Origin of the sequence: Micromonospora sp. GCM10011541 (assembly GCF_042650725.1) — a bacterium.
In the GTDB taxonomy this organism is placed as follows: Bacteria; Actinomycetota; Actinomycetes; order Mycobacteriales; family Micromonosporaceae; genus Micromonospora; species Micromonospora sicca.
Genome location: NZ_JBHSBP010000012.1, coordinates 341,783 through 352,809, shown reverse-complemented (window position 1 = coordinate 352,809; position 11,027 = coordinate 341,783). Strand labels below are relative to the sequence as shown.

At 69.8% G+C, this 11,027-nt stretch carries 11 protein-coding genes; 4 read left to right on the top strand and 7 right to left on the bottom strand.

Features of this window, described 5'->3' with window-relative positions; all coding sequences use genetic code 11:
* Positions 1–561, top strand: a 561-nt coding sequence (locus tag ACFOYX_RS08340) for a GrpB family protein (protein ID WP_377533861.1), incomplete at its 5' end; no start/stop codon positions are given.
* A 247-nt stretch (positions 562–808) separates the two neighbouring features.
* Here the strand turns inward: ACFOYX_RS08340 and ACFOYX_RS08335 are convergent.
* Positions 809–1,783, bottom strand: a complete 975-nt coding sequence (locus ACFOYX_RS08335) for a GlxA family transcriptional regulator (RefSeq protein ID WP_322440169.1) — start codon at positions 1,781–1,783, stop codon at positions 809–811.
* A gap of 543 nt (positions 1,784–2,326) precedes the next feature.
* Here ACFOYX_RS08335 and ACFOYX_RS08330 point away from each other — a divergent pair.
* The 3 genes from ACFOYX_RS08330 to ACFOYX_RS08320 all read left to right on the top strand — a co-directional run bounded on the left by ACFOYX_RS08330 (position 2,327) and on the right by ACFOYX_RS08320 (position 4,654).
* Positions 2,327–2,965, top strand: a complete 639-nt coding sequence (locus ACFOYX_RS08330) for an HD domain-containing protein (RefSeq protein ID WP_322440170.1) — start codon at positions 2,327–2,329, stop codon at positions 2,963–2,965.
* A gap of 317 nt (positions 2,966–3,282) precedes the next feature.
* On the top strand, positions 3,283–3,744 hold the full coding sequence (locus ACFOYX_RS08325; RefSeq protein ID WP_322440171.1) for a hypothetical protein: 462 nt from the start codon (positions 3,283–3,285) through the stop codon (positions 3,742–3,744).
* Entirely contained in the window at positions 3,716–4,654 is a 939-nt protein-coding gene (locus ACFOYX_RS08320) for an NADP-dependent oxidoreductase (RefSeq protein WP_322440172.1), read from the top strand. Before ACFOYX_RS08325 ends, ACFOYX_RS08320 begins: the two co-directional genes overlap by 29 nt.
* A gap of 257 nt (positions 4,655–4,911) precedes the next feature.
* Here ACFOYX_RS08320 and ACFOYX_RS08315 read toward each other — a convergent pair whose 3' ends face one another.
* Genes ACFOYX_RS08315 through ACFOYX_RS08290 form a run of 6 tightly spaced genes read right to left on the bottom strand, consistent with a single transcriptional unit; the run spans position 4,912 to position 10,996 of the window.
* Entirely contained in the window at positions 4,912–6,099 is a 1,188-nt protein-coding gene (locus ACFOYX_RS08315) for a mandelate racemase/muconate lactonizing enzyme family protein (RefSeq protein ID WP_322440173.1), read from the bottom strand.
* The gene (locus ACFOYX_RS08310; RefSeq protein ID WP_322440174.1) at positions 6,096–7,097 is read right to left on the bottom strand and encodes a glycoside hydrolase family 88 protein; all 1,002 of its coding nucleotides are present in this window, start codon (positions 7,095–7,097) and stop codon (positions 6,096–6,098) included. The genes ACFOYX_RS08315 and ACFOYX_RS08310 overlap by 4 nt, the downstream gene beginning before the upstream one ends.
* Positions 7,094–8,377, bottom strand: a complete 1,284-nt coding sequence (locus ACFOYX_RS08305) for an extracellular solute-binding protein (protein ID WP_322440175.1) — start codon at positions 8,375–8,377, stop codon at positions 7,094–7,096. The genes ACFOYX_RS08310 and ACFOYX_RS08305 overlap by 4 nt, the downstream gene beginning before the upstream one ends.
* Positions 8,378–8,403: 26 nt before the next feature.
* Entirely contained in the window at positions 8,404–9,249 is an 846-nt protein-coding gene (locus ACFOYX_RS08300; RefSeq protein ID WP_322440176.1) for a carbohydrate ABC transporter permease, read from the bottom strand.
* Complete coding sequence (locus ACFOYX_RS08295) at positions 9,246–10,193, bottom strand: sugar ABC transporter permease (RefSeq protein WP_322440177.1); 948 nt, start codon at positions 10,191–10,193, stop codon at positions 9,246–9,248. The genes ACFOYX_RS08300 and ACFOYX_RS08295 overlap by 4 nt, the downstream gene beginning before the upstream one ends.
* Positions 10,190–10,996 (bottom strand): IclR family transcriptional regulator, encoded by an 807-nt coding sequence (locus tag ACFOYX_RS08290; RefSeq protein WP_322440178.1) that lies wholly within the window; start codon positions 10,994–10,996, stop codon positions 10,190–10,192. Before ACFOYX_RS08290 ends, ACFOYX_RS08295 begins: the two co-directional genes overlap by 4 nt.
* Between the last annotated feature and the right edge of the window lie 31 nt (positions 10,997–11,027).

Below are 11,027 nucleotides of genomic sequence, written 5' to 3'. Positions count from 1 at the left end.
CAGCGGAACATCCTGTCCCACCCAACCGCCAAGATCAAATGTTACGACCGGCTGAACCTGCCCCCTGCTTGGCCGAGGGCGTACCAACAGGAGGCAGACCTCATCGCCGAGGCCCTGGTGGGGGTTCCACACGCCATCGAGCACATCGGCTCCACAGCCGTTCCAGGGCTGCCTGCCAAACCGGTCATCGACCTGATGGTCGGCGTGGCCGATTACCGACGCTCCGACGAGATCCGGGAAGCCCTGCAAGCCGTGGGCTACGTCTGGGATCCAGCCGCAGAGAAACACGAGCCCGCGCGCAAGGTCTTCCGAAAGGGTCCCGCCGATCGGAGGCATCTGCGTAGCCACCATCTGCACTTGACGATCGTGAGCGGTGACTACTGGCGGCGCATCCTAGCCTTCCGCGATCAGCTGCGCCGCGATCCGCTCGCTGCAGCCGAGTACGCCGCGGTCAAGGCCGAGTTGCTCCATTCGTGTGGCGACAATTCAAGGGCCTACACCCGCGGCAAACGTGAGGTGGTCAAGAGAATCGAGCGAGCCGCTGGAGTGGATGTTCCCTGAAGCGCGGCTTCAACGCACTCGACTCGGCAGATGAGGACACCTCCGCTGCGAAGGACACCCACGAACCGTGACGCCTTGGGGTCCGCCGAAGAGGTCACCACGCAGGAAGCGCTGGTCATGACGTTGCGGATGGGATCCGAGTCGCAGATGGCGGGACCAGCAAACGGCTTCGGCGGAGCCGCCAATACCGCCCCCAGACCTGCCACTACCAGCGAAGACACCAGCTCCCTCAACTGCAACTGGAGTACTAACCCGCGTTGGCGCGGCGGGTCGTGCTGAACCGGCGTTGGTAGGCGGCGGGGCTGATCGACAGCTTCCTGGCGAAAACCCGTCGCATGCTTTCGTAGCTGGGGAACCCGGCAAGGGTCGCGGCCTGCGTCGCGGTGTGTCCTTGGTCGAGCAGTGCCCTGGCCATGTCGAATCGGATGTTTTCCACGTAGCGGGCCGGTGTCGTGGACAGCTCGTCGTGGAAAAGCCGGGTGAGGTGCCGGGTGCTCACGTTGAGGTGTTTCGCGAGTTCACCGAGCGAGTGGTCCCCGCGGGGGTTCGCCGTCACCAAGTCGGTGATTTTGCGGAGAGCCGGCGACCGGGGCGGCGGTCCTTGCAGCGGTGCCGAGAACTGGGACTGGCCGCCCGCACGCTGCATGTACACCACCAAGGCGCGTGCGACGTCGCGCGCCAGGTCGGGCCCGTGGTCCTCTTCGACGAGAGCGAGCGCCAGATCGATACCGGCCGTCACCCCTGCCGACGTGTACGTGGTGCCATCGCGAACGTAGATCGCGTCGGGCTCGACGCGGCACGTCGGATACCGGGCGGCAAGCTCGTGCGCGACCTGCCAGTGCGTGGTCGCGCGCTTGCCGTCGAGGACGCCGGCAGCGGCGAGGACGAACGCTCCGGTGCAGATCGACGCGACCCGGCCGGCCACAGCCGCCGGTATCCGCGCGGCGTCCGCCAGGTCGGCGGGGACACGGGCGCGCGGATAGCGGTCGGACCCGGCCACCAGTAACGTGTCGAAAGCCGGCTCCGAGGAGACGGCGCCGTCTACCGCGATCCGAACCCCGAGGTTCGACGTGACGTCCGCACCGGTCGGCGACAGCAGCACGATCCGGTAGTCGGCACCGAACCGGTTCGCCTCCTTGAACACCTCCGCGGGACCGGCGACGTCCAGCAACGTCACTCCGTCGTAGACGAAGATCGCGACGCGATGGGGGCCAGCGTTCACCACTCCGGTCCCTTCAGAGCCGGATCCCCGCGGTGAGCGGCCGGACTCCGGCGGCACTGACCGCCGTTGGGTCGGCGAAACAGGAGGCATGGACACCGTTTATTGGTAGCACGCCATTACCGGAGATGACGGGGATCCTCGTGGGCGGGGTTGCTCACGTTACGACTATTGCATGTAAACGAACTCTCCGTGATCTTCGGCTGATTACGTGCACAGCGGGTTTGTTCAAGAAGCGCCGGAGCCGTTCTAAGGCTGGTCTACGAAATCCTCGTGCCGCAACCGATGCCCGGTTGACTCACGCGATGAACCCGACACCAGGCGTCGCGTGGAACGGGCCGTGACCGACGACGCGAAGTCGCAGGCCAGGCGCTGGACCCGGCTGCGGGACGTGGTGCCGCGCGTGGTGGAGCACACGACTGCGATTTCGCCCTGTCCGGATATAAGTGATTCCTGGCCGGACGAAGGCGGCGCCGTACGACGATCGGTGGGCAGCATGGAGGTCGGAAACACGGTCCGCGCACATTTCCCGGAAGGTCAGAGATCATGCGAGAGGTCATCGCGGGGTTGGAGATCCCTGAGACAGCGGCGGTCGCCGAAGCGACCAGGCGCATCCAGGAGACGACCAGCCCCCTCATCTACCACCACTCCCGACGGGTCTTCTTCTTCAGCTTGATTCACGCTCACAAGCTTGGCGTGAAACCGGACCCGGAGCTGCTCTATCTGGCGGCCATGTTCCACGACACCGGCCTCCTGACTCCCTTTTCCGACGTCGAGCAGCGCTTCGAAGTCGATGGCGCCGACCACGCGCGCAAGTTCCTCCTGGACCGGGGTTTCTCGACGACCGCAGCCGAGACCGTTTGGACGGCGATCGCGCTGCACACCACGCCGGGCATCCCCGACCGGATGGCCCCGGAAATCGCGACCACGTACCTCGGTGTCTTGACCGACGTGCTCGGCTTCGGCCTGGACGGACTGGAGCACGATCAGCTGGGCGAAATCCTCGCCGTCCATCCACGAGGGGACTTCAAGAACGAGTTTCTGCGAGCCTACGTCGACGGGCTGAAGAACCGCCCCGAAACCACGAACGGCACCGTGAACTCCGACGTGCTCGAACACTTCATCCCCGGCTTCCAGCGCGTGACGACGGTCGAGCGCATCGTCGGTTCGCCCTGGCCGAGCTGATTGGACATTTCACGAGACCACGCGATGAACGGTGTGGGTCACTTCGACAACGGGCGTCGTCTCGGACGTCGTGCTTCGTTCGTCCTGCTCGTCTGCGCCAACGTGCTGATGATGGCGACCGCGAGCGCGCCGTCCCCGATCTACCCGCTGTACCGGGAGCGCTGGGGCTTCTCGGTGACGATGCTGATGGTACGTCGCCGGTTTGCTCGGCGCCTTGCTGACGGTCGGGTCGCTCAGCGATCACCTGGGTCGCCGTCCGGTGCTGGTCGCCGCCCTCGTCGTGGCGGCGGCGAGCACGGCGATCCGCGGGACGAGCAGTGGCCCTGGTGCTCACCTCCGTGATCGTCTTCGTCATCGGCTGGGTCACCGCCGGACTGGGCGTCGGGTTGACGTTCAACGGAACCCTCCGCGTCATCAGTGCGGCGACCAGCGCGAAGGCCCGGTCGGAGGTGTTCTCGGCCGCCTACGTGATCAGCTACACGGCACTGAGCGTCCCGTCTCTGGCAGCCGGGCTGCTGGTCCGCTGGTGGGGGCTGGAGGCCACGGCCTACCTCTACATCGCGTTCGTCGCTGTGCTGTCCGTGATCGCCGCGGTTGACGCCGGGCGCCCCCAGGCTCACCAGCGCACCGACGACGGGCGATCCGCGACCTCCGCGGCCGGGGCCGGCACCACGCGCGCCACGAGCGGACCCCGTGCTGAGACCCCACAACCACCCCACACCGACGAACTTTCTTGGAGAGGATTCGAGCATGCGAGCGATCATCGTGCGAGACCGTGACGCGGGTGTCAGCGGGCTCACCCTGACCGACATGCCTTACCCCCACGCTGCGGAAAACGACGTCATCGTGCGCGTGCACGCCGCAGGCTTCACCCCGGGAGAGCTCGACTGGCCGGGAACGTGGTCCGATCGCGCCGGTCGCGACCGGACACCCAGCATCCCCGGGCACGAGCTGTCCGGAGTTGTGGTCGAGCTCGGCTACGGAACCACCGGCCTCACCGTGGGCCAGCGGGTGCTCGGACTGACCGACTGGACCCGCAACGGATCCCTGGCCGAATACACCGGGGTGGAGGCTCGCAACCTCGCCCCCCTCGCGGCCGACATCGACCACACCGTGGCCGCAGCGCTGCCCATTTCCGGACTGACCGCATGGCAGGGACTGTTCGACCACGCCCACCTCACGACCGGCCAGACCGTCCTCATTCACGGCGCGGCGGGCGGCGTCGGCTCGATCGCCGTTCAACTCGCGCGGGAGGTGGGCGCCCGCGTGATCGGCACCGGCCGAGCCGACGACCGTGATGTCGCGCTCGGCCTCGGCGCGCAGGCCTTCCTCGACCTGGACGCCGACGATTTGCAGCACGTCGGCGAGGTGGACGTGGTGTTCGACGTCATCGGCGGCGACATCCTCGAGCGATCGACCGAACTGGTACGCCCGGGCGGCACCCTCGTCACCATCGCCATGCCACCTACCGTGCAGCCCAAGGACGGGCGAGCCATCTTCTTCGTCGTCGAACCTGATCGCCCCCGGCTGACCGACCTCGCCCAGCGCCTCCGGACCGGACGGCTCAACCCCATCGTCGGCGCCGTGCGACCGCTTTCCGAAACGGCCTCCGCGTTCGCCCGCCACCGCCGCACGCCCGGCAAGACGATCATTCAGGTTGCGGACGAACAAGGAACGCAGCACTCGTGATCAGTGTGCGAATGCCAGCGACGTGCTGATCGCCCGCACGGCTGCCGCGGTCGTCGGATGCGCCCCTGCGACCGAGCGTCCGACCACCTGGCCACCGCAGGCAGGGTTCCGAGCATGGCCAGGTGGCTCAGGGAAGGTGCCGGCGCGCTGGGCTGTGGTCGTGGATCAAGACCGTCCTACCGCCGCGCTGGCACGGGCACAGCGCGACGCGCGGGTGACACGCCATTGGCGTACGGCGGAACGCTTGAACGGTCGCGTCAGCCACCGGTCAGCGTCCGCACCACTTCTTCGTCGACCGTGATGCCGAGGCCTGCTCCGCGCGGCACCTCGCAGCGCCCGCGCAGCGGCGCGACCGCGTCCGGCGCGACGGCGGTGAGCGGGTTGGTGCCGATCCAGTGTTCGAGCACCGCGAAGTTGGGCATCGCCGTGGCGCACTGCACGCTGGCGTACCAGTGCACGGCCGAGCCGATGCTCACGTGCGGGGTGGCCTGCGCGCCGAACGCGTCGGCGAGCGCCGCGATCCGCATGGTCTCGGTGATGCCGCCGGCCCGGCACACGTCGGGCTGAAGCACCCGTAGTGCGCCGGCGCGGAGAAACTCCAGCGCCCGGTGCCGGGTGGCCAGCGAGTCGAGCGCGAGCGGGATGTCCAACCGCGCGGCGAGGGTGGCGTACCCGTCGAGGTCCTCGGGAGGCAGCGGCATCTCGAAGAACCCGATGCCGGCCTCCTGGAGGGCCCGGCCGACCCGCAGTGCCTGTGGCACCTCGTACTGGCCGGCGGCGTCGGCGTAGACGGACGCCTGGTCGCCGAAGACCTCGCGGACGGTCTGCACGGAGGCGATGTCGTCCTCGGGGCGAGCACCGATGGCCACCTTGACCGCGTCGTAGCCGAGGTCACGCAGCCGTTCGGCCTCCCGGCGCACCGCCCGCTGGCCCTCGGCACCGGAGCCGGCGGGCGCGGCGGGCACGCCGGAGGCGTAGAGCCGCAGGGTGTCCCGGTACCGGCCGCCGAGCAGGGCGTGCAGCGGTTGGTCGAGGGTGCGGGCCCAGGCGTCCCAGAGGGCGATGTCGAGACCGGCGAGGGCCTCCAGCCAGAAGCCGCTGTCGTGGCCGCGGACCCGCATGCCGGTGTAGACGCGGTCCCAGGTGCGGGAGATCTCGTCGAGCCGGGAGCCGACCGCGAGCGGCGCGATCAGGTCGTCGAGAATGGCGGCGGTGGCGCGGGCGCCGACCGGGGCCTTCGCCTCGCCCCAGCCGACGACGCCGTCGGCGGTCTCGACGCGGACCAGCACGGCGTCGATGGTGTCGCTGTAGACGTAGCGGCGGCGTTCCATCGGCGGGTAGTCCACCAGCGCGCTGCCGTGGTCGGCGCTCCACGCCCGGGCACCCCAGTAGGTCTCCGCGGGCTTGGCGCGCACCGCGTAGCTGCGGACGTCGACGACCTTCATCTGCTCTCCTCCTCGTCGGGTCCGTCGCCGGTGGGCGCCGCCGCGGCGATGCGGTCCAGTGCCGCGTGCAGCACCGGGGCCTGCCCCCAGGGAAAGGCGCCAAGGGCGCGGTCGTGGTAGTCGGGGGCGGCGCCGACCGGGGTCGCCTCGGACACGGCGAGGGTGCCGCCGGGGGTGAGCCGGCGCAGCGTCGCGGTCCAGGCCCGGTCGGCCATCGCGCGGTGGGCGGGATCGACCAGGCCCGCGTCGATCGCGTGGGGCACCGTCCAGGCGAGGTACGCGGCGACGCTCGCCTCGACCGGCGCGTCCGGGTCGTCGACGACGGTCGTCCACTGCCCGTCGCGTTCGTGGGCAGCGAGGGCGCCGACCAGCCGGGTCAGCCGCTCGGCGAGCCCGCCGTCGTACACCCGGGTGAGGGTGTCGGTGAGGCCGAGCAGCGCCCACGCCTGCCCGCGGCCCCAGGCGACGCCATTGCCCTGCCGCGCCGCGGTGTCGTAGCCGTGCTGGAACAGCCCGTTCGGCAGTTGCAGCGCGGCGGCGTACGCGGTGGCGTACGCGACGGCCTCGTCGGGGTGGCCCAGCGCGGCAAGGCCGGGCCCGTCGGTGTGCATGCAATCGACCCAGATCGTCGACTGCCACGGCGGCAGGTCCGGCCGGTGCAGCCGCGGTCCGCCCGGGTGCCGGGGCCGGGCGTGCCGGACCGCCGCCAACCACCGCCGGCAGACGTCGGCGACGTCGATCCCGGGTCGGCGGGCGGCGAGGGCGAGCATCGCCTCCACGGCGATGAGGTGGTCGGTGGGATCCGGCGGGGCGGTCAGCGACGGGGTCACCAGGTCGACGACCCGCTGGGTCAGGTCCGGCCGATGCAGCGCGTCGCCGGCCCGGAGGAGGGCAATGAGGGTGCCGCCGACGCCGAAGCCCCAGATCCGCGGCGTGGTGGCGGCGGTCGCTTCGGCGATCGCCGCCACCAGCCCGGTGTCGCGCGCGGTGTCGGTCACTTGATGAGGGCCTGCACCGCCCGGCCGGCTTCGCGCATGGCGTCGGCGGGCTTGGTCTTGCCCACCAGCACGGCCTGGACCTGCTCGGAGATGGCCGTCTCCATCTGCGCATACTGGGGATACTTCCAGAACGGGTTCGGGGTGGCGGTGGCGGTGATGCGCTCGCTGAACTGCGAGGTGAACTGGTCGGTCTTCACCTGCTCGGAGGCGAGCGCGGCGGTGGTGGTGGGTGGCAGCGAGAGGTCCTTGAAGTAGCCGAGGACGGTCTGCTCGTCGGAGGTCAGCCACTTGGCGAAGTCGGTGGCGGTGTTGGCGCCCTCCCCCTCGACGACCACGACGGCGTGGCCCCACTGCACGGCCCGGGGCTTGTCGCCGGCGTTCTTCACCGGCCGGGCGATCGGGTCCAGCTTGTCGGCGATGGACTTGTCGGGGGAGCCCTTGACGACGAAGTCCCGGCCGACGATGGCGTCGTCGTACATCGCGGTCTTGCCCTGGGCGAACAGGGTTCGGGCGTCGACGCGCTCCACGTCCGGGGCGATCAGCTTCTCGTCGTAGAGCTTCTTGTACCAGGTGACCGCCTCGACGCTGGCGTCGTCGCCGACGGTGACCTTGTCGCCGTCGAGCAGCGGGCTGCCGAAGGTCTGCATCCAGATGAGGATGTCTTTGAGCTGCGCGACCTTGGTCGAGGCGGCGTACGGGATCACCCCGGTGCCCTTCAGGGCCCGCAGCGCGGCCTCGAAGTCGACGATGGTGGCGGGTGCGGTGGTGATGCCGGCCTTCTGCATCAGGTCACGGTTGGCGATCAGTCCGATTGCGGCGGTCGTCCAGGGCAGACCGACCTGCTTGCCGTCGACCTTGCCGGAGGTGAGGGCGGCCTCGGTGTAGCCGGCGTCCTTGGCGACGTCGCCGAGATCGCGTAGCTTGCCGAGCGCGGCGAGGCCGGCGAGCCAGGCGATGTCCATCTGCGCGGCGCCGCTGAACTGTCCGCCGCGCACCTGGAGAGTCAGCTGGTTGAGGTAGTTGTTGTAGGCCAGCGGCACGCCGTTGACGGTGATGCCCGCCTTGCTGCCGTACCCGCTCATCAGCTCTTCGATCTTCGCCTTGGAGGCGTTGTCGGCCAGGCTCCAGGACGCGAACGAGAAGTTGGTGGCGGACTTGGCGGTGTCCTTGTCGGGCTCGTCGGCGCTCGGCGCGCAGGCGGCCAGGCCGCCTAAGCCGACGGCGCCGGCGCCGAGTCCGACGAGGCGGAGCATGTCCCTGCGGGAAAGGTTGCTACTCATTGGTGGACCTCCGGGACGGGTGGGGGTTATCCCTTGATGGCACCGGCGGTGATCCCGCCGACCAGGAATCGTTGGAGTGCGATGAACGCGACGACGACGGGCAGGGACGCGATCAGGGACGCGGCCATGAGTTCGGCCCACTGCGCGGTCGCCTCGCCGAGGAAGGCGTTGACCAGTCCGGGCGGCAGCGTCGTCTTCTCGCGGCCGGCGAGGGTGAGGGCGAAGATGAAGTCGTTCCAGCCGCGGACGAAGGCGAAGAGTCCGGCGGCGATGAGGCCGGGCGCCGACAGCGGCAGGATGACCGAGTGGATGGTGCGCAGCCGGGACGCGCCGTCGACGCGGGCGGCCTCGACGAGGGTGTCGGGGATGGTGTCGAAGAAGCCCTTGAGCATCCAGACGCAGAGCGGCAGCGTGAAGGTGGTGAACGACAGCACCAGCGCGGTGTAGGTGTCGAGCAGGTGATAGGCGCTGAACAGGGCGTAGAGGGTGACGAGCAGCAGAGCTTGGGGGAACATCTGCGAGGAGAGCACGAAGTACATCAGGCTGCGCCGGCCACGGAAGCGGAACTTGGAGAAGGCGTAGCCCATGTATGCGGACACGGTGACGCTCAGCACGGCGGTGATGACCGAGACCACCAGGCTGTTGAGCAGGTACCGGGCCAGCGCGGGCTCGTCGGCGAGCCGGGCGAAGTTGTCCAGGGTCAGCTCGGTGGGGAAGAACGACGGCGGGTAGCGGAACGTCTGCTGCGCGGGGGTGAACGCGGTGGCGAGCATCCAGTAGACGGGCAGCAACCCGAACCCGCCGAGGACGACGACGGCGATCCAGGCCGCGGCGCGGGAGCCGCGGGTGTCCCGTGCGGAGCGCTTGCTCACAGCTGTCCCTCCCGCTCGGATCGGCGGACGTAGATCGCGACCATGCCGAGCAGCAGCACCATCCAGAGCAGGCCGAGCGCGCCGGCGCGGCCGAGGTCGAAGCCCTGGAAGGCGGTCTCGTAGACGGCGGTGGCGAAGGTTTCGGTGGCGCCGGCGGGGCCGCCGCCGGTCATCACGTAGATCAGGTCGAAGTGCTGGAAGTTCCAGATCAGTTCCAGCAGCAGGACGATGCCGATGATGCCGCGCAGGTGCGGCAGGGTGACGGCGAAGAACCGCTGCACCGCGCCGGCGCCGTCGGTCTCGGCCGCCTCGTGCAGCTCGAGCGGTACGGTCTGCAGTCCGGCGAGGAGCATCACCATGATCCACGGGAAGCTGGCCCAGGTCTTGGCGACGATGACGGCGGTCATCGCGGTGCCCGGCCGGGCGAGCCAGGCCTGCGGGGCGTCGATCAACCCGAGGACCTCCAGCGCGCCGTTGGCGAGGCCGTAGTTGGCGTTGAAGATCCACATCCAGAGGAACGACACGACGACACTGGGCACCAGCCAGGGGATGAGCAGCAGCCCGCGCAGGGTGGCTCGGCCCCGGATGCGGGTGTTCAGTGCCAGCGCCAGCGCGAGCCCGACGAGGAACGGGGCGATCGTGGCGCCGACGGTGAAGACCAGAGTCTGGCGCAGCAGCCGCCAGAAGTCGCCGCCGAGCAGGCAGGTGATGTTCTGCAGCCCGACGAAGGTGCGGCCGGGTTCGACGAGGCTCTGCTCGAAGAACGCGGTGACCAGGGAGGCGAGCAGTGGGTAGACGACGATCGCGGCGAGCATCGCCAGGGCGGGCAGCATGAGCAGCGCGGCGAAGGCGCCGTCGCCGAGCGACCGGGGCGGGCGGTTGCCGGCCGGCGGGGACGCCGGCGTGCGGCCGGTGGTGTCCGGGTGGGCGGTGTCGGTGCTCATCGGACGGCCTGCATCCGGCTGGGGATGCGGTCGGCCGGGCCGAGGTAGCCCAGCCCGGTGCTGATCGCGTCGGCGGCTTCGATGACCATGCGGGACAACTCGGCCTCCCTTGTGTCCAGGTCGATCGCGGAAAGCGGTCCGGAGACCGACAGCGCGGCGCAGACCGTGCCGGTGTGGTCGAGGATCGGGGAGGCGATGCAGGCCCGCCCGAGGGCGAGTTCCTCGACCTCGGTGGCGTAACGCCGCTGCGCGGCCCGCTCGACGGCCGCGTCGAGGGCAGTGTGGTCGGTGATGGTGGACGTGGTGTAGGGCGGCAGGTCGGGCAGGAGCGCGCGGCGCTGCTGGGCGTCGGTGCCGATCAGCAAGCACTTGCCCAGCCCGGTGGCGTGCAGCGGGTTGTGCTGGCCGATCAGCACGAACGACCGCGGGGCGAGGGTGCCCTCGAAGTTGCACAGGTAGAACAGCGTGGCACCGCTGCGGATCGCGACGTTGGCGCCGAGGCCGAGTTCCGCGGCAAGGTTCTGCGCGCGTTGGCGGGCCTCGCGGTGCACGGGGTGACTGTTGAGGGCGACGCCGGCCATCGTGATCAGTGCCGGGCCGAGCTGGTAGAGGCCGCTGAGCTGGTCGCGTTGCACGAGGTCGCAGGATTCGAGGGTGGCCAGCAGGCGGGACGCGGTCGACTGGCCGAGTCCGGCGTGACGGGCGACGTCGGACACCCGCAGCGCGGGCTGGCCGGCGAGGAAGGCGTTCAGCACGGCGGCCGCCTTCTCCACGCTCTGGTTGGTGCCCTGGTCACTCGCCACCGGCTCTCCCTCTGGACGTGCCATCCATCGT

What these genes read in the sequence shown, in the direction of transcription:
- ACFOYX_RS08330 (WP_322440170.1), top strand. Translation starts at nt 2,327, where the DNA reads ATGCGAGAGGTCATCGCGGGGTTGGAGATCCCTGAGACAGCGGCGGTC.
- ACFOYX_RS08320 (WP_322440172.1), top strand. Translation starts at nt 3,716, where the DNA reads ATGCGAGCGATCATCGTGCGAGACCGTGACGCGGGTGTCAGCGGGCTC.
- ACFOYX_RS08315 (WP_322440173.1), bottom strand. Translation starts at nt 6,099, where the DNA reads ATGAAGGTCGTCGACGTCCGCAGCTACGCGGTGCGCGCCAAGCCCGCG.
- ACFOYX_RS08305 (WP_322440175.1), bottom strand. Translation starts at nt 8,377, where the DNA reads ATGAGTAGCAACCTTTCCCGCAGGGACATGCTCCGCCTCGTCGGACTC.
- ACFOYX_RS08295 (WP_322440177.1), bottom strand. Translation starts at nt 10,193, where the DNA reads ATGAGCACCGACACCGCCCACCCGGACACCACCGGCCGCACGCCGGCG.